The organism is Streptomyces sp. NPDC030995, assembly GCF_055571215.1.
In genome coordinates this window covers 129805-147114 of the sequence record NZ_JBVIFS010000002.1, presented here as the reverse complement: position 1 = coordinate 147114, position 17310 = coordinate 129805, and the positions used below count along the sequence as shown (strand labels likewise).

General features: G+C 70.6%; 14 protein-coding genes. 11 read left to right on the top strand and 3 right to left on the bottom strand.

What is annotated here, in order from left to right:
• Positions 1-98 precede the first annotated feature (98 nt).
• The gene (locus ACZ45T_RS04220; RefSeq protein ID WP_468437294.1) at positions 99-914 is read right to left on the bottom strand and encodes a phosphatase; all 816 of its coding nucleotides are present in this window, start codon (positions 912-914) and stop codon (positions 99-101) included.
• 94 nt (positions 915-1008) lie between these two features.
• Positions 1009-1581 carry an SACE_7040 family transcriptional regulator gene (locus ACZ45T_RS04215; RefSeq protein ID WP_468437292.1) on the bottom strand — a complete coding sequence of 191 codons (573 nt, stop codon included), beginning with the start codon at positions 1579-1581 and terminating at the stop codon, positions 1009-1011.
• 112 nt (positions 1582-1693) lie between these two features.
• Between ACZ45T_RS04215 and ACZ45T_RS04210 the strand changes: the two genes are divergently transcribed.
• The 10 genes from ACZ45T_RS04210 (at position 1694) to ACZ45T_RS04165 (ending at position 14907) form a co-directional block, all read left to right on the top strand.
• Positions 1694-3310, top strand: a complete 1617-nt coding sequence (locus ACZ45T_RS04210; RefSeq protein WP_468437290.1) for a carboxyl transferase domain-containing protein — start codon at positions 1694-1696, stop codon at positions 3308-3310.
• A 16-nt stretch (positions 3311-3326) separates the two neighbouring features.
• Positions 3327-5414, top strand: a complete 2088-nt coding sequence (locus ACZ45T_RS04205; RefSeq protein ID WP_468437288.1) for an acetyl/propionyl/methylcrotonyl-CoA carboxylase subunit alpha — start codon at positions 3327-3329, stop codon at positions 5412-5414.
• Positions 5415-5425: 11 nt separating this feature from the next.
• Entirely contained in the window at positions 5426-6343 is a 918-nt protein-coding gene (locus tag ACZ45T_RS04200; protein WP_468438003.1) for a hydroxymethylglutaryl-CoA lyase, read from the top strand.
• A gap of 8 nt (positions 6344-6351) precedes the next feature.
• A complete protein-coding gene (locus ACZ45T_RS04195; RefSeq protein ID WP_468437286.1) occupies positions 6352-7512 on the top strand; it encodes an acyl-CoA dehydrogenase family protein in 1161 nt (386 codons plus the stop codon).
• A 135-nt stretch (positions 7513-7647) separates the two neighbouring features.
• On the top strand, positions 7648-8685 hold the full coding sequence (locus tag ACZ45T_RS04190; RefSeq protein ID WP_468437284.1) for an ABC transporter substrate-binding protein: 1038 nt from the start codon (positions 7648-7650) through the stop codon (positions 8683-8685).
• A gap of 58 nt (positions 8686-8743) precedes the next feature.
• The gene (locus ACZ45T_RS04185; protein WP_468437282.1) at positions 8744-9646 is read left to right on the top strand and encodes a siderophore-interacting protein; all 903 of its coding nucleotides are present in this window, start codon (positions 8744-8746) and stop codon (positions 9644-9646) included.
• Between the two features lie 144 nt (positions 9647-9790).
• Positions 9791-11287, top strand: a complete 1497-nt coding sequence (locus ACZ45T_RS04180; protein WP_468437280.1) for a pyridoxal phosphate-dependent decarboxylase family protein — start codon at positions 9791-9793, stop codon at positions 11285-11287.
• Positions 11271-12563 carry a lysine N(6)-hydroxylase/L-ornithine N(5)-oxygenase family protein gene (locus ACZ45T_RS04175; protein WP_468437278.1) on the top strand — a complete coding sequence of 431 codons (1293 nt, stop codon included), beginning with the start codon at positions 11271-11273 and terminating at the stop codon, positions 12561-12563. Before ACZ45T_RS04180 ends, ACZ45T_RS04175 begins: the two co-directional genes overlap by 17 nt.
• Entirely contained in the window at positions 12560-13129 is a 570-nt protein-coding gene (locus ACZ45T_RS04170; protein WP_468437276.1) for a GNAT family N-acetyltransferase, read from the top strand. The genes ACZ45T_RS04175 and ACZ45T_RS04170 overlap by 4 nt, the downstream gene beginning before the upstream one ends.
• A complete protein-coding gene (locus tag ACZ45T_RS04165) occupies positions 13126-14907 on the top strand; it encodes an IucA/IucC family protein (protein ID WP_468437274.1) in 1782 nt (593 codons plus the stop codon). The genes ACZ45T_RS04170 and ACZ45T_RS04165 overlap by 4 nt, the downstream gene beginning before the upstream one ends.
• On the opposite strand, the gene ACZ45T_RS04160 is transcribed toward ACZ45T_RS04165, so the two are convergent.
• Positions 14873-15817, bottom strand: coding sequence for an EamA family transporter (locus ACZ45T_RS04160; RefSeq protein ID WP_468438001.1), 945 nt, complete (start codon positions 15815-15817; stop codon positions 14873-14875). The genes ACZ45T_RS04165 and ACZ45T_RS04160 overlap by 35 nt on opposite strands.
• 156 nt (positions 15818-15973) lie before the next feature.
• Between ACZ45T_RS04160 and ACZ45T_RS04155 the strand changes: the two genes are divergently transcribed.
• A complete protein-coding gene (locus ACZ45T_RS04155) occupies positions 15974-17305 on the top strand; it encodes a hypothetical protein (RefSeq protein ID WP_468437272.1) in 1332 nt (443 codons plus the stop codon).
• The last annotated feature ends 5 nt before the right edge of the window (positions 17306-17310 follow it).

Here is a 17310-nt window from a genome sequence, read left to right as displayed (position 1 = left end):
CCCCTCCCAAACCTTGTGGGAGGATAAAACCCCCCTTCTCTTCGGGTGTGGGGGCCGTGGGGGTCCGGGGGCCGGCCCCCGGCAACGGCGGCGCGGCGCTACGCGTCGTCCCGCAGGCCCGCCGCGGCCAGCAGGTACGCCACCATCGGGTCGTAGGACCGCGGGTCGCGGACGTGGTCGTCCAGGGGGACCGCCACCTGGAGGGTGCCTTCGGCCTCGCCGAGGAAGAGCGCCGGGTCGTTGCAGTCCGCGTAGCCCACCGCGTCCAGGCCGCGCTGCGCCGCGCATCCCGCCCAGCCGTGGTCGGCGACGACCAGGTCCGGCTGCGGGCGGCCCGCCGCCGCCAGGCCGTCCAGGATCGCTGCCATCGGCTCCGGCGAGTGGGTGTGCCAGAGCGTCGCGCCCCGTTCCAGCACCGCGACGTCCGCGACCTGCCACACCGAGCCCTCGTCGGCCGTCAGGCCCGAGGGGATGACGACGATCTCGCAGCCCGCCGCGCGCAGCGCCGCCGCCGTCGTGCGGTGGACGTCCAGCAGCCCGCCCGGGTGCCCGGTGGCGAACAGCACGCTCTGGCGGTCCAGCGCCGCCTTGCGCAGCCGCGCCGCCAGCCGGTCCAGGCCGGCCACGGTCAGCTCCGGGTCGATGGTGTCCTGGCCGTAGCGGAAGGCGGGGTCGTCCACGACCCCGCACCGCTCCGCCATCACCGCGAGCACGTCCTGCTCGTCCGTCCAGCGGTCTCCCAGCTCCAGGCCGAGCCAGTAGTGCCGGTCGCCGTTGGCGAGCTTGCGGTAGTGGCTGAGGTTGTTCTCGCGCGGGGTCGCGACCTGCCCCGCGATCCGCGTGCGGACCAGATGGTCGATGAGTTCGGCACGGGTGGGCGCGGGCGTCTCTATCGGCTTCGGCATACGGGCCATTCTGCCGCCGCCCGGGCGGAGGCGCCGCGTCCATTCCGATCGGCGGACGCCCGGATCACGCCCGGATCACGCCCGGCCCGCTCCCGGCTCCCGCCTACAGCGCGCCGAAGGCCCCGTGCGCGACGCGACGCAACAGCGACTCCGTCGCCTCCCGCCCCAGGGCGGCCAGGTGCGGGGTGGAGTTGAGCAGGCCGAACACCGCGTGCACGGAGACCCGTACCTCCGCCTCGCCCACCTCGGGGTGCAGTTCCCGTACGACGGCCACCCACAGCTCGACGTACTGGCGCTGGAGCTGCCGTACGAGCTTGCGGTCCTCGTCCCGCAGCCGGTCGAGCTCCCGGTCGTGCAGGGTGATCAGCGCCCGGTCGTCGAGCGCGAAGTCGATGTGCCCGTCGATGAGGGAGGACAGCACCCGGGCCGGGTCGCCCGCCGCCTGCGCCACCCGGTGGCGGCCGCCGGTCAGCAGCCGTTCGCTGATGCCGACGAGCAGCTCGGCGAGCATCGCGTCCTTACCCGCGAAGTGCCGGTACAGGCCGGGGCCGCTGATGCCCACCGCGGCCCCTATCTCGTCGACGCCGACGCCGTGGAATCCACGCGCGGCGAAGAGACGAGCGGCCTCACTGAGGATCTGCTCGCGACGGGTGGGGGCGGCCGCTCTGGTGCTCATGGGAAACCATTCTAGACAGGGCCGTTAGCGGTCGTTAACCTAAACCCCAGACACGTTAACGCTCATTAACAGCGTGTACCGAGCAAGTGGAACGAGCAAGGGAGCTCGACCGATGCAGCAGGCACCAGTGCTGACGAGCGCCGCGGACCCGGCGTCCGAGGCCTGGCGGACCAACGAGGCCGCCCACCGCGAGCTGACCGAGGGTCTGCGCGCCCGGCTCGACGCGGCCCGGCTCGGCGGCGGCGAGAAGGCCCGCGCCCGCCACACCGCCCGCGGGAAGCTCCTCCCCCGCGACCGCGTGGACACCCTCCTCGACCCCGGATCCCCCTTCCTGGAGCTGGCCCCGCTGGCCGCCGAGGGCATGTACGGGGGCGCGGCCCCCGCCGCCGGGGTCATCGCGGGCATCGGCCGGGTCAGCGGCCGCGAGTGCGTGATCGTCGCGAACGACGCCACCGTCAAGGGCGGCACGTACTACCCGATGACCGTCAAGAAGCACCTCCGCGCCCAGGAGGTGGCCCTGGAGAACCGTCTCCCCTGCCTCTACCTGGTCGACTCGGGCGGCGCCTTCCTCCCCATGCAGGACGAGGTCTTCCCCGACCGGGAGCACTTCGGCCGCATCTTCTACAACCAGGCGCGCATGTCCGGCGCCGGCATCCCGCAGATCGCCGCCGTCCTCGGCTCCTGCACGGCCGGCGGGGCGTACGTGCCCGCCATGAGCGACGAGGCCGTCATCGTCCGCGGCCAGGGCACGATCTTCCTCGGCGGCCCGCCGCTGGTGAAGGCCGCCACCGGCGAGGTCGTCACGGCCGAGGAGCTGGGCGGCGGCGAGGTCCACTCCCGGACCTCCGGCGTCACCGACCACCTCGCGGAGGACGACGCGCACGCGCTGCGGATCGTACGCAACATCGTGGCGACCCTCCCGGACCGCGGGGCCCTGCCCTGGTCGGTCGAGGCTCCCGAGGAGCCCAAGGTGGACCCGCAGGGGCTCTACGGCGCGGTCCCCGTCGACTCGCGCACCCCGTACGACGCCCGCGAGATCATCGCGCGGGTCGTGGACGGGTCCCGCTTCCAGGAGTTCAAGGCGGAGTTCGGCCAGACGCTGGTCACCGGCTTCGCCCGGATCCACGGGCACCCGGTCGGGATCATCGCCAACAACGGCATCCTGTTCTCCGAATCCGCGCAGAAGGGCGCGCACTTCATCGAGCTGTGCGACCAGCGCGGGATCCCGTTGCTCTTCCTCCAGAACATCTCGGGCTTCATGGTCGGCCGGGACTACGAGGCCGGCGGCATCGCCAAGCACGGCGCCAAGATGGTGACGGCCGTGGCCTGCGCCCGGGTGCCGAAGCTGACCGTGGTGGTCGGCGGCTCGTACGGCGCGGGCAACTACTCGATGTGCGGGCGGGCGTACTCGCCCCGCTTCCTGTGGATGTGGCCCAACGCCAAGATCTCCGTGATGGGCGGCGAGCAGGCCGCGTCCGTCCTGGCCACGGTCAAGCGCGACCAGATCGAGGGCGCGGGCCAGGAATGGCCCGCCGAGGACGAAGAGGCCTTCAAGGCCCCGGTCCGCGCGCAGTACGAGGAGCAGGGCAACGCCTACTACGCCACCGCGCGGCTGTGGGACGACGGGGTCATCGACCCCATGGAAACCCGGCAGGTGCTGGGACTGGCCCTGACCGCGTGCGCGAACGCCCCGCTGGGCGATTCCGCTTTCGGCATCTTCCGTATGTGACGTGAGGACCTCTTCGATGTTCAGCACTGTTCTGGTCGCCAACCGGGGCGAGATCGCGGTCCGGGTCATCCGTACGCTGCGGGAGCTCGGGGTGCGGTCCGTGGCCGTCTTCAGCGACGCGGACGCGGACGCGCGCCACGTACGGGAGGCCGACACGGCCGTCCGGATCGGCCCGGCGGCGGCCGCCGAGAGCTACCTGTCGGTGGAGCGGCTGCTCGATGCCGCCAAGCGGACGGGCGCCGAGGCGATCCACCCGGGCTACGGCTTCCTCGCGGAGAACGCGGCCTTCGCACAGGCCTGCGCGGACGCCGGGCTGGCCTTCATCGGGCCGCCGGCGAGCGCGATCTCCCTGATGGGCGACAAGATCCGCGCGAAGGAGACCGTCAAGGCGGCGGGCGTGCCCGTCGTCCCCGGCTCCTCGGGCAGCGGCCTGTCGGACGCCGAACTGGTCGCGGCGGCCTCGGAGATCGGCATGCCGGTGCTGCTGAAGCCCTCGGCGGGCGGCGGCGGCAAGGGCATGCGGCTGGTGCGCGACGAGGCGGTGCTGGCCGAGGAGATCGCGGCGGCCCGCCGCGAGGCGCGGTCCTCCTTCGGCGACGACACCCTGCTGGTCGAGCGGTGGGTGGACCGGCCGCGGCACATCGAGATCCAGGTGCTGGCCGACTCCTTCGGGAACGTGGTCCACCTGGGCGAGCGCGAGTGCTCCCTCCAGCGCCGCCACCAGAAGGTCATCGAGGAGGCGCCGTCGGTCCTGCTCGACGAGAAGACCCGTGCGGCGATGGGCGCGGCGGCGGTCGACGCGGCCCGCTCCTGCGGGTACGTCGGCGCGGGCACGGTGGAGTTCATCGTCCCGGGCAAGGACCCCTCCTCGTACTTCTTCATGGAGATGAACACCCGCCTGCAGGTCGAGCACCCGGTGACGGAGCTGATCACGGGCCTGGACCTGGTGGAGCTCCAACTCCGGGTGGCGTCGGGCGAACCGCTGGGCTTCGACCAGTCGGAGGTCCGCCTGACCGGCCACGCGATCGAGGCGCGCGTCTGCGCGGAGGACCCGGCGCGGGGCTTCCTGCCGTCCGGCGGTACGGTCCTGGCCCTGTCCGAGCCCTCGGGCGGCGCGGTCCGCACGGACTCGGGCCTGACGGCGGGCGTGCCGGTGGGGTCGACGTACGACCCGATGCTGTCGAAGGTCATCGCGTACGGCCCGGACCGTGCGGCTGCCCTGCGGGTGCTGCGGGGGGCCCTGGCGGACACGGTGATCCTGGGCGTCCAGACCAACGCCGGTTTCCTGCGGAGGCTGCTGGCGCACCCGGACGTCGTATCCGGCGACCTGGACACGGGCCTGGTCGAGCGCGACCTGACCACGCTCCTGCCGGAGGGCGTCCCGGACGAGGTGTACGTCACCGCAGCCCTGCTGGCGCAGGGCCCCCGGGCTCTGCCCGGACCCGCGCCTCAAACGCCGGCGAGGCTGAACGGGTGGCTCGACCCCTTCGATGTCCCGAGCGGGTGGCGCATGGGCGGCACGCCCGCCTGGACGGTGCACCACTTCCGTCTCCCCGGCCAGGACCCCGTCGAGGTCCGCACCCGCCCCTTGGGCACGGGCTCCGAGCTGCTCATCTCCGACTCGGCCGACGCCAATCCAGCCTCGCCGGCGTTTGAGGCGCGGGGGTCCGGGGGCAGCGCCCCCGGCACACCGGCCCGCGGCCGGATCGTCCACCGCACCCCGGACCACCTCACCATCGAACTCGACGGCGTCACGCACCGGTTCAGCCACGCCACCTCCCCGGAGGGGATCTGGCTCGGGCGCGACGGGGACAGCTGGCACGTCCAGCACCACGACCCCGTATCCGCTCGAGGCGCGGCCAGCGCGGGGGCCGACACCCTGGCCGCCCCCATGCCCGGCACCGTCACCGTCGTCAAGGTGGCCGTCGGCGACAAGGTCACGGCCGGGCAGAGCCTGCTCGTCGTCGAGGCCATGAAGATGGAGCACGTCATCTCCGCCCCGCACGCCGGCACCGTCACCGAGCTCGACGTGACCCCCGGCACGACCGTCGCCATGGACCAGGTCCTGGCCGTCGTCACCGCGGACGAGGAGGAGGGCCCGTGAACCGGCTGCCCATGAACGTCCCGGCCCCGGGGCTCCCGCCGCGGGTCCGCATCCACGAGGTCGGCGCCCGCGACGGGCTCCAGAACGAGAAGACGGCCGTCCCCACGGAGGTGAAGGCGGAGTTCGTCCACCGCCTCGCCGCCGCCGGGCTGACGACCATCGAGGCGACCAGCTTCGTGCACCCCCAGTGGGTGCCCCAGCTCGCGGACGCGGAGCAGCTGTTCCCGCTGCTCGCCGACGTGCAGGCCGCGCTCCCCGTCCTGGTCCCCAACGAGCGCGGCCTGGACCGCGCGCTCGCCCTGGGGGCCACCCGTATCGCGGTCTTCGGTTCGGCCACGGAGACCTTCGCCTCCCGCAACCTCAACCGCACCGTCGCCGAGTCCCTCGCCATGTTCGAGCCGGTCGTCGCCCGCGCCAGGCAGGAGAAGGCCCATGTCCGCGGCTATCTCTCGATGTGCTTCGGCGACCCCTGGGAGGGGCCGGTCCCGGTCCACCAGGTCGTGCGGGTCGCCAAGGCCCTGCTCGACCTCGGCTGTGACGAGTTGAGCCTCGGCGACACCATCGGCGTCGCCACCCCGGGCCACGTCCAGGCCCTGCTCACCGCGCTGAATGAGGCCGGTGTCACGACCGACCGCATCGGCGTGCACTTCCACGACACCTACGGCCAGGCCCTCTCCAACACCCTGGCCGCTCTCCAGCACGGCGTGACCACCGTCGACGCCTCCGCCGGCGGCCTCGGTGGATGCCCGTACGCCAAGAGCGCCACCGGGAACCTCGCGACCGAGGACCTGGTGTGGATGCTCGACGGCCTCGGCATCGAGACCGGGGTCGATCTGGCCGCCCTCACCGCCACGAGCGTGTGGATGGCCGAACGGCTGGGGCGCCCCAGCCCCTCCCGTACCGTCCGCGCCCTCTCCCACAAGGAGTAACGAAGACCATGTCCCTCGACCACCGGCTCACCCCCGAGCACGAAGAACTCCGCCGTACCGTCGAGGCATTCGCGCACGACGTGATCGCGCCGAAGATCGGCGACCTGTACGAGCGGCACGAGTTCCCGTACGAGATCGTCGCCGAGATGGGCCGCATGGGCCTGTTCGGCCTGCCCTTCCCGGAGGAGTACGGCGGCATGGGCGGCGACTACCTCGCCCTCGGCATCGCCCTGGAGGAGCTGGCGCGCGTCGACTCCTCGGTCGCCATCACCCTGGAGGCCGGCGTCTCCCTGGGCGCCATGCCCCTCTACCTCTTCGGCTCGGAGGAGCAGAAGAGGCAGTGGCTGCCGAAGATGTGCTCCGGCGAGATCCTCGGCGCCTTCGGTCTGACCGAGCCGGGCGCCGGCTCCGACGCCGGCGGCACCCGCACCACGGCGGTCCGCGAGGGCGACGAGTGGGTGATCAACGGCTCCAAGTGCTTCATCACCAACTCCGGTACGGACATCACCGGTCTGGTCACGGTCACCGCCGTGACGGGCCGCAAGGCAGACGGCCGCCCGGAGATCTCCTCGATCATCGTCCCGTCCGGCACTCCCGGCTTCACGGTGGCCGCGCCCTACTCCAAGGTCGGCTGGAACGCCTCGGACACCCGCGAGCTGTCCTTCCAGGACGTACGGGTCCCGCTGGCCAACCTGGTGGGCGAAGAGGGCCGCGGCTACGCCCAGTTCCTGCGGATCCTCGACGAGGGCCGGATCGCCATCTCCGCGCTCGCGACCGGTCTGGCGCAGGGCTGTGTGGACGAGTCGGTGAAGTACGCCAAGGAGCGGCACGCCTTCGGCAAGGCGATCGGCGACAACCAGGCGATCCAGTTCAAGCTGGCCGACATGGAGATGCGCGCCCACATGGCCCGCATCGGCTGGCGCGACGCGGCCTCCCGGCTGGTGTCCGGTGAGCCCTTCAAGAAGGAGGCGGCGATCGCGAAGCTGTACTCCTCGACGGTCGCCGTCGACAACGCCCGTGAGGCGACGCAGATCCACGGCGGCTACGGCTTCATGAACGAGTACCCGGTGGCCCGTATGTGGCGGGACTCCAAGATCCTGGAGATCGGCGAGGGCACCAGCGAGGTCCAGCGCATGCTGATCGCCCGCGAGCTGGGTTTCACCGCATAAGCCACTGTTCGCGCGTGCCGGTGGGGGGCTCTCAAGGAAACTTAGGGCCCCCTTACCCATTCCAGTGAAGGTTAGGCTAACCTTCCCTCCGAACGGCCGAGTGGCCGCCCGGCACGCACGAAATCGGACATCCACATGCCCAAGTCCCGCACCTCCTCCTTCACCCGTCGCGGATTCATCGCGGCCGGCGGCGCCCTCGGCCTCGTCGCGGCGCTCGCCGCCTGCGGTGGCACCGACTCGGCGAAGGAGGACGGTGGCAAGGACAACGGCGCCGCGGCCTCGGGCCCCTGGACCTTCAAGGACGACCTCGGCAAGGAGGTCAGCCTGAAGGCCAAGCCGAAGAACATCGTCGCCTTCACCGGTACCGCGGCCGCCCTGTACGACTACGGCATCCCGGTCAAGGGCGTCTTCGGCCCGACCAAGACCGCCGACGGCAAGGCCGACGTCCAGGCCGGCTCGATGGACATCTCCAAGGTCGAGATCCTCGGCAACGTCTACGACGAGTTCAACGTCGAGAAGTACGCCGCCCTCCAGCCCGACCTGCTCGTCACCAACACCTGGGACGGCAACTACTGGTACGTGCCCGAGGCCTCCAAGGACAAGATCCTGAAGCTGGCCCCGGCCGCCGCGATCTCCGTGGGCCGCGACGCCACCATGGACAAGGCGCTGGAGCGCACCGCGGAGCTCGCCAAGTCCCTCGGCGCCGACATGAACAACAAGACCACCGTCGACGCCAAGGCCCGCTTCGAGGCCGCCGCCGCGAAGGTCCGCGAGGCCACCAAGGCCAACCCGGGCATCAAGGTACTCGTCGGCTCCGGTGACGCCGACAGCTTCTACGTCTCCACCCCGGCGACCTCGGCCGACCTGAAGTTCTTCCAGCAGCTCGGCGTCGAGTTCGTCACCCCCGAGAAGGTGGACGAGGCCGGCTTCTTCGAGAAGCTCAGCTGGGAGAACGCCGGCAAGTACAACGCCGACGTGGTGTTCCTCGACAACCGCACCGGGACCCTGCAGCCGGAGGAGCTGAAGGCGAAGCCCACCTGGGCCGGGCTCGCCGCGGTCAAGGCCGGTCAGATCACCCCGCGCGTCACCGAGCCGATCTTCTCGTACGACAAGTGCGCCCAGATCCTGGAGGACCTCGCGAAGGCCGTCCAGAGCGCCAAGAAGGTCAGCTGACCCGGTCACCACGCCGCGCCCGGCTCGCGCCGCACCGACTTCCAGGGGGACCCTCCGCATGACCGCCACCGCGTCCGACGCCGCTCCGGCCACCGCGCACTTCCGGTTCTTCGAGCTCGAAGTGCTCCGCACCCGCCGGCTCGGCCACTCGTTCCTGCGGGTCACGTTCGGCGGTGAGTCCCTCGCGGACTTCCGCTCGGGCGGCTTCGACCAGAGCCTGTCGCTCTTCCTGCCGCCCGACGGCCAGGAGCACACCCGGCTCCCGTCCACGGACGAGGACACCTGGTTCGCCGACTGGCGCGGGATGCCGGACGAGGAGCGTCCGGCGATGCGGTCCTACACCGTGCGCGAGCAGCGCCGTACGCCCGAGGGGGTGGACGAGGTCGACATCGACTTCGTCCTCCACGGGGACTCGTCTCCCGCCTCCCGCTGGGCGGGCCGGGCGGTCACCGGCCGCCGGATCCTGGCGATCGGCCCGGCCGTTGCGGAGAACAAGTCCGTACGGTTCCAGCCGCCGGCCGCCACCGACGCGATCTGGATGTACGCGGACGAGACCGCGCTGCCCGCCGCGGCCGCGATCCTGGACCGGCTGCCCGCCGGGACCCGGGTCCATGCCTGGTTCGAGGTCCCGCACGAGGGCGACCGGCTCGCGCCGGCGACCTCCGCCGACGCGGACATCACCTGGATCGTGCGCAAGGGCGCGGGCCCGGAGCGGACCGAGCAGGTGCTGGGCGCGCTGCGCTCGGCCGCATTGCCCGCGGCCGAAGCCCCGTACGCCTGGCTGGCGGGCGAGGCGGGCACCGTACGCGCCGTGCGCCGGCACTTCGTGAAGGAACGGGACGTCGACCGCCGCGCGGTGCGTTTCACCGGCTACTGGCGGCTCGGTGCGAGCGAGGAACAGCTCCTCGCCGAGGCGTATTCGGGTCAGGCTCCCAGCGAGGAGCCGACCTCCGACCTGTAGTCAACTTCCTTTCCACGCAAGGGATTTGAGAGATGGGCCCCGACATGATGGCGGGGCCCATCTCTGTTTTGCATTGTGGTTAGGTTAGGCTAACCTAACTGCATCACCCCCCACCCGCCGCTCCCCCTGCCCGGAGGAATGTTGATGCGCTCGCATCTGCTGAACGAGACGACCGCGGACCTCTACCGGCGTTCCGTCACCGAGGGAGTCGAACGCGTCGCGGCCAAACTCGCGACCACGCAGCGGCCCCACACCGGGATCTCCGTCGACGAACTCGCGCCGGTCATCGACGGGATCGACCTGGACCGGCCGCTCGAAGACGCGGCCGCCGTCCTGGACGAGCTGGAGGACGTCTACCTGCGTGACGCGGTCTACTTCCACCACCCGCGCTACCTCGGGCACCTCAACTGCCCGGTGGTCATCCCCGCGGTGCTCGGCGAGGCGGTCCTCTCGGCCGTCAACTCCTCCCTCGACACCTGGGACCAGTCCATCGGCGGCACGCTGATCGAGCGCCGCCTCATCGACTGGACGGCCGAGCGCATCGGCCTCGGCCCGGCCGCGGACGGCGTCTTCACCTCCGGGGGCAGCCAGTCCAACTTCCACGCACTGCTGCTCGCCCGCGACGAGGCCTGCCGCATCCTCATGCAGCAGGCCCTGGGCGAAGGCCGCGAGCTCGCCAAGTCCGAGGTCCTCCCCAAGCTCCGCATCTTCACCTCCGAGGCCAGCCACTTCAGCGTGAAGAAGTCGGCCGCCATGCTCGGACTCGGCTACGAGGCCGTCATCGCCGTCCCGGTCGACCGCAATCGCCGCATGGACACCTCGGTGCTCGCCCTGGAGCTGGAGAACTGCGAGCGCGAGGGCGTCTTCCCGATGGCCGTCGTCGCCACCGCCGGCACCACCGACTTCGGGTCCATCGACCCGCTCCCCGAGATCGCCCGCCTGGCCGCCGAGCACTCCGCGTGGATGCACGTGGACGCCGCGTACGGCTGCGGACTGCTGGTCTCCCCCACCCGCCGGCACCTCCTCGACGGCATAGAGCAGGCCGACTCGGTCACGGTCGACTACCACAAGTCCTTCTTCCAGCCGGTCAGCTCCAGCGCGATGCTGGTCCGCGACCGCGACACGCTGAGACACGCCACGTACCACGCGGACTACCTCAACCCGCGGCGGATGGCCGAGGAGCACATCCCCAACCAGGTCGACAAGTCCATCCAGACCACGCGCCGGTTCGACGCCCTCAAGCTCTGGATGACCCTGCGCGTCATGGGCGCCGACGGTGTCGGCTCGCTCTTCGACGAGGTCATCGACCTGGCCGCCGCCGGCTGGGACCTCATCGACGCCGACCCGCGCTTCGAGGTCGTCGTCAAGCCGCAGATCTCCACGCTGGTCTTCCGCTACGTGCCGGTGGCCGACGGCGAGGTCCGTGGGGACCTGGTCGACGAGGCCAACCTGCACGCCCGCAAGGCCCTGTTCGCCTCCGGTGAGGCCGTCGTCGCCGGCACCAAGGTGGACGGGGACCAGTACCTGAAGTTCACCCTCCTGAACCCGCAGACCACGACGGCCGACATCGCGGCCGTCCTCGACCTCCTCGCGTCCCACGCCGAGCAGTACCTGGGAGAATCCCTTGTCCACGCCTCGTGACTTCATCGGAATCGGCCTCGGTCCCTTCAACCTGGGACTCGCCTGCCTGACCGCCCCGATCGACGAGCTCGACGGCCTCTTCATCGAGTCGAAGCCGCACTTCGAGTGGCACGCCGGGATGTTCCTGGACGGGGCACACCTCCAGACGCCGTTCATGTCGGACCTGGTCACCCTCGCCGACCCGACCTCGCCCTTCTCCTTCCTGAACTACCTGAAGGACAAGGACCGGCTGTACTCCTTCTACATCCGGGAGAACTTCTACCCGCTGCGCGCCGAGTACAACGACTACTGCCGCTGGGCCGCCGACCGGCTCGACAACGTCCTGTACTCCACCTCCGTCACCGAGGTCACCTACGACGAGCGGGCCGGGCTCTACGAGGTCCACACCGACCGGGGCGAGACCCACCTGGCCCGCCGCCTGGTCCTGGGCACCGGCACCCCGCCCTTCGTCCCGGAGGCCTGCGACGGGCTCGGCGGCGACTTCCTGCACAACTCCGCGTACATGCAGCACAAGGCGCAGCTCCAGCAGAAGAAGTCGATCACGCTGGTCGGCTCCGGCCAGAGCGCCGCCGAGATCTACCACGACCTCCTCGCCGAGATCGACACCTACGGCTACCGGCTCAACTGGGTCACGCGCTCACCGCGTTTCTTCCCTCTCGAATACACGAAGCTGACCCTGGAGATGACCTCCCCGGAGTACGTGGACTACTTCCACGCGCTCCCGGAAGAGACCCGCTACCGCCTCGAAACCCAGCAGAAGAACCTCTTCAAGGGCATCGACGGCGAGCTGATCAACGCCATCTTCGACCTGCTCTACCAGAAGAAGATCACCATGCCGGGCCCGGTCCCGACCACCCTGCTGACCAACACCTCGCTGAACAGCGCGGCGTACGACACCACCACGGGCACCTACACCCTGGGGCTGCGCCAGGAGGAGCAGGAGCGGGACTTCTCCCTCACCTCCGAGGGGCTGGTCCTGGCCACGGGCTACAAGTACCGGGTGCCGGACTTCCTGAACCCCGTTCGCGAGCGCCTCAACTTCGACGGCCACGGCCGCCTCGACGCGGCGCGGAACTACAGCGTCGACACGACCGGCCGCGGGGTGTTCCTCCAGAACGGCACGACCCACAACCACTCCCTGACCTCGCCCGACCTGGGCATGGCCGCGTACCGCAACGCGTACATCATCGGTGAGCTCCTCGGCCGCGAGCACTACAAGGTCGAGAAGTCCATCGCGTTCCAGCAGTTCGCAGTACCGGAAGGCGCACACGCATGAGCACCACCACCGAGACCCTGTACGCCCGCACCGACGCGGCCCTGGGGACCTTCTCCATCCGTCCCCTGGACCCCTTCGCGGACGCCGAGCTGCTGCACGGCTGGGTCACGCACCCGAAAGCCGCGTTCTGGATGATGCAGGACGCCACGCTGCCGGACGTGGAGCGCGAGTACATGCGGATCGCCGCGGCCGAGCACCACCAGGCCTTCATCGGCCTGCACGAGGGCCGCCCCGCCTTCCTGATGGAGAGCTACGACCCGTCGAAGCTCGAACTGGTCGGCCTGTACGAGCCCCGGCCGGGCGATGTCGGCATGCACTTCCTCGTCGCGCCGACCGAGTCCCCGGTCAGCGGCTTCACCCGCGCGGTGATCACGACGGTGATGTCCTGCCTCTTCGCGGACCCGTCCACCGAGCGCGTCGTGGTCGAACCGGACGTCCGCAACACGGCGGTCCACGCCCTGAACGAGGCGGTCGGCTTCGTCGCCGACGGCCCGATCCGCAAGCCGGAGAAGGAAGCCCTCCTCAGCTTCTGCACCCGCGCCCAGTTCGAGGCGGCCACGATATGAGCCTCGCCGACGCCGTCTCCCACCTCTCCCCCGGGCTGTGGGCCCGGGCGAACCGCGCCCTGGTCCGCAAGGCACTCGCGGAGTTCTCCCACGAGCGCCTGCTCACCCCCCGCCCCCTCGGGGACGCCCGGTATTCCGTCCTGAGCGACGACTCCACGGTCGAGTACCGCTTCCGCGCCGAGCTCCACGCCCTGGACCACTGGGCGGTGGACGAGGCCTCGATCACCCGCCACGTGGACGGCGAGGTGCTGGAACCGGACGCCATCGACTTCCACATCGAGTTCCAGGGGAGCCTGGGCCTGAGCGCCGAGGTACTGCCCGTCTACCTGGAGGAGATCTCCTCCACCCTGGCCGGCTCCGGCTTCAAGTACACGAAGCCGCAGGTCTCCTCCGCCGTCCTGGCGAAGTCCTCCTTCCAGGACATCGAGACGGGCATGACCGAGGGCCACCCCTGCTTCGTCGCCAACAACGGCCGCCTCGGCTTCGGCGTGCACGAGTACCTCTCGTACGCTCCGGAGACCGCGAGCCCGGTCCACCTGGTGTGGGTGGCGGCCCGCAAGGACGTCTCCACCTTCACGGCGGGCGCGGGCCTGGACCACGACTCGTTCATGCGCGCGGAGCTGGGCGAGACGGCGATCGCCGGGTTCGGGGCGAAGCTGGCGGCCCTGGGCCTGGACCTGGCGGACTACCACCTGTTCCCGGTCCACCCCTGGCAGTGGTGGAACAAGACGACGGTCACCTTCGCCGCGGAGATCGCGAACCGCCGCCTGGTGCTGCTCGGAGAGGGCGAGGACGCGTACCTCGCCCAGCAGTCGATCCGTACGTTCTTCAACACCACCACCCCCACCAAGCACTACGTGAAGACCGCCATCTCGGTCCTCAACATGGGCTTCATGCGCGGTCTCTCCGCGGCCTACATGGAGGCCACCCCGGCGATCAACGACTGGCTCCACCAGCTGATCGAGGGCGACGAGATCCTCCGGTCCGTCGATTTCTCGATCATCCGCGAGCGCGCGGCGATCGGTTACCACCACCGCCAGTACGAGCGCGCGACGGACCGCTACTCGCCGTACCGCAAGATGCTGGCGGCGCTGTGGCGCGAGTCGCCGGTCAACTCGATCCGGGGCGAGGAACGCCTGGCCACGATGGCCTCGCTCCTCCACGTCGACGCGGAGGGCAAGTCCTTCGTGGGCGCGCTCATCGCCGAATCGGGCCTGACGCCCGCGCAGTGGCTGAAGCCGTACCTGCGCGCGTACCTCCTGCCCCTCCTCCACTGCTTCTACCAGTACGACCTCGCGTACATGCCGCACGGCGAGAACACCATCCTCGTCATCGAGGGCGGCGTGGTGAAGCGGGCGATCTTCAAGGACATCGCCGAGGAGATCGTGGTCATGGACCCGGACGCGGTGCTGCCGCCGGCGGTCGAGCGGGTCCGGGCGGACATCCCGGAGGACATGAAGCTGCTGTCGATCTTCACGGACGTGTTCGACTGCTTCTTCCGCTTCCTGGGCTCCGTCCTGGCCTCGGAGGGCATCTGCACCGAGGAGACCTTCTGGAAGGCCGTGGCCGACTGCGCCCACGACTACCAGGACTCCGTGCCGGCGCTGTCCGACCGCTTCGCCCGCTACGACCTGTTCGCGGAGGAGTTCCAGCTGTCCTGCCTGAACCGCCTCCAGCTGCGCAACAACAAGCAGATGGTCGACCTCGCCGACCCGTCGGCGGCCCTCCAGCTGATCGGCACCCTCAAGAACCCCGTCGCGGCCTTCGCCCGGCGGTGAACCGGGGCCGGGCGGGCGCCGATACGGTCCCTCGGCGGCCGCCCGGTTCTGCCCCGGCGGACGGCACGTACACGCTCAGCACCGCGCCGGCGAGGAGGATCGCGCCGCCGGTCAGCTGGAGGACCGTCACCTTCTCCCCGAGGAGGGCCCAGGCGGCCAGTACCCCGACGATCGGTTCCAGCATGCTGAGGATGGACGCGCCGGTGGCGCCGAGGATCTTGGCGCCGACGAAGAACAGCGCGATCGGCATGGCCGTGGACACGACGGCGATGGTGGCGATCGCGGCCCAGCCCGACGGCTGGAAGTCCAGGTCGAAGCGGCCCGTGGGCATGGCGACGGCCGCCAGGGACAGCGCGGAGCAGAGCACCACGTAGAGCGTGAGCCGCTGCGGACCGACCCGCTCGGAGAGCCGGGTGCCGAGGACCACGTACAGCGCGTAGACCAGGGCGCAGGCCAGCGCGCAGACCACGCCCACCGTGTCGGCGTCCCCGGGGCTGCCGACGGTCAGCGCGAGTCCGGCCAGCGCGATGGCCAGCGGGAGCACCAGCCGGGCCTTGGCGGCGTCGTGGCGAAGGGCGACGGACAGCACGAGCACGAACACCGGGTAGATGTAGTGGAGCAGTACGGCCAGTCCCGGTGAGATCCGCTCCACGGCCAGCAGGTACAGCACCGACTGCAGGGCGAAGAGGACGCCCAGCAGGAAGAGGCCGCCCAGATCGCGCGGCGGGAGCGGTTCCCGCGCGCGTTCCCGTTCCGGCTGCCGCTCGCGTATGAGCAGCGGCAGGAGGGCCGCGGTGAGCCCGAACCGCAGGATCAGCAGGGTCATCACGTTCAGGCCCGTCGAGGCGCCCCACAACGCGAGGACGGGCAGCAGGCCGAAGCCTGCCGCCGAGGCTCCGACGGCCGCGATGCCCCGCGCGGTGGTGCTGGACAGCCGAATCGCCTTCTTCCGCAGGTGAATTGGCCTTTGAATTGCGTTACTGTCCTACCGGCCCGGACCGATCTCTGTCCAGCCGGGGGGTACCGGGGGGCCGGAACCTTCCCCCAGTCCGCCCCTGGAGGCTCGGTGCGCATCATCGCAGTGGTCACGTTCTCGCTGCCGGTCGACTTCCTGCTCAGCAGCCTGATCGAGGACCGTGCGACCGTCGTGGAACCGCTGCGGGCCTGCTTCCCGGGACTGCGGCCGGCGCCTTCGGAGCACGACGGCGGGGACGAGTCGGCCGACGAGCACATCGTCCTGGACTACCCCGAGCCGAACCACGCGGCGCGCATCGAGAACGCGGTCCTCGACGGGACGGTCCGCATCCAGGACGCGGACCTCGGGGTGGACTTCACCGCGCGCGTCTACATCAGCAGCCTGTCGATCGGCTTCGCCGTCCTGGAACTTCCGGAGTGTTCCGACGACATCGACCTCCACATCGACAAGCCGGGACGCGGCCAGGAGCTCAGGGATCTGGAGGCGCCCTACCGCAAGGCCCTGGGCCGGCAGATCCGCATCTGGTGCGAGCACATGAAGCGGACGCTGGTGCCGCTCGACGCCGTGAGCGAGCGGCAGGCCGGGGACGGGATGCTGCCCGCGGAGCGGATGCTGTGGTGGCACCGGATCCTGCTCGATCCGGGCGAGAACGTCCCGGTCAGCGTCCGCGTGGGGGTGACCTGCACCCTCGGAGCCACGTCCTGCACGGTGGGCTACCTCTTCTCCCGCATCGAGAACGCGGACGAGGAGTCCCTCCAGGAGTACGTCAACGGCCTGATCCTGGCCTCGCAGAATTGGCTGATCATCGACGACGCCACCCGGCTCACGTCCAGTCAGCTGATGCGCATCGAAGTCGACGGCCCGGACAACCAGGCGGAGATCGACCGCCAGTACGACGAGATCCTCGACCTCACCGACAAGGCGACCTTCCGCAGTGTGATCTTCAGCGAGAGCATCCGCTACACCTCCAACTCCCAGCTGACCGTGAAGAACGCGGTGGACCAGGCGTGGGGCATCTCGGAGGAGGGCCGCACGCTCACCGACCGGATGGCCGCCCTGCGGGAGATCTTCAACCTGCGGCGTGAGCGGGTGGCCAACCGGCGCGACGAGTTCCGCAACAAGGTGATCGTCGCCCTGACCTCGCTGACGATCGTGCAGTGCGTCTTCGTCTGGTACGACTTCTACACCGAGGACAAGGTCAAGGCCGCCCCCGAGCCGCGGCCCTTCATCGCCTTCGCCGTGCTGGCCGTGTTCATCGGCGGCCTGCTGGTCGTGCCCGTGGCGGCCTCGCTGGCGCGGCGCCTGGCCCGGTGGGTGCGCGGGTACGGCAGGCGCAGGCAGTCCTCGGCGCCCGCGCCCCTCCGGCGCATCCCCGCCCAGCGTTCGGTGTCCGACGCGCCGGACACCCGGCGCGTCGGCTGATCCGG

Excerpts from the sequence above, each read along its gene's own strand:
- ACZ45T_RS04185 (WP_468437282.1), top strand. The coding sequence starts at position 8,744 with ATGACCGCCACCGCGTCCGACGCCGCTCCGGCCACCGCGCACTTCCGG.
- ACZ45T_RS04165 (WP_468437274.1), top strand. The coding sequence starts at position 13,126 with ATGAGCCTCGCCGACGCCGTCTCCCACCTCTCCCCCGGGCTGTGGGCC.
- ACZ45T_RS04200 (WP_468438003.1), top strand. The coding sequence starts at position 5,426 with ATGAACGTCCCGGCCCCGGGGCTCCCGCCGCGGGTCCGCATCCACGAG.
- ACZ45T_RS04215 (WP_468437292.1), bottom strand. The coding sequence starts at position 1,581 with ATGAGCACCAGAGCGGCCGCCCCCACCCGTCGCGAGCAGATCCTCAGT.
- ACZ45T_RS04210 (WP_468437290.1), top strand. The coding sequence starts at position 1,694 with ATGCAGCAGGCACCAGTGCTGACGAGCGCCGCGGACCCGGCGTCCGAG.
- ACZ45T_RS04190 (WP_468437284.1), top strand. The coding sequence starts at position 7,648 with ATGCCCAAGTCCCGCACCTCCTCCTTCACCCGTCGCGGATTCATCGCG.
- ACZ45T_RS04195 (WP_468437286.1), top strand. The coding sequence starts at position 6,352 with ATGTCCCTCGACCACCGGCTCACCCCCGAGCACGAAGAACTCCGCCGT.
- ACZ45T_RS04180 (WP_468437280.1), top strand. The coding sequence starts at position 9,791 with ATGCGCTCGCATCTGCTGAACGAGACGACCGCGGACCTCTACCGGCGT.
- ACZ45T_RS04220 (WP_468437294.1), bottom strand. The coding sequence starts at position 914 with ATGGCCCGTATGCCGAAGCCGATAGAGACGCCCGCGCCCACCCGTGCC.
- ACZ45T_RS04205 (WP_468437288.1), top strand. The coding sequence starts at position 3,327 with ATGTTCAGCACTGTTCTGGTCGCCAACCGGGGCGAGATCGCGGTCCGG.
- ACZ45T_RS04170 (WP_468437276.1), top strand. The coding sequence starts at position 12,560 with ATGAGCACCACCACCGAGACCCTGTACGCCCGCACCGACGCGGCCCTG.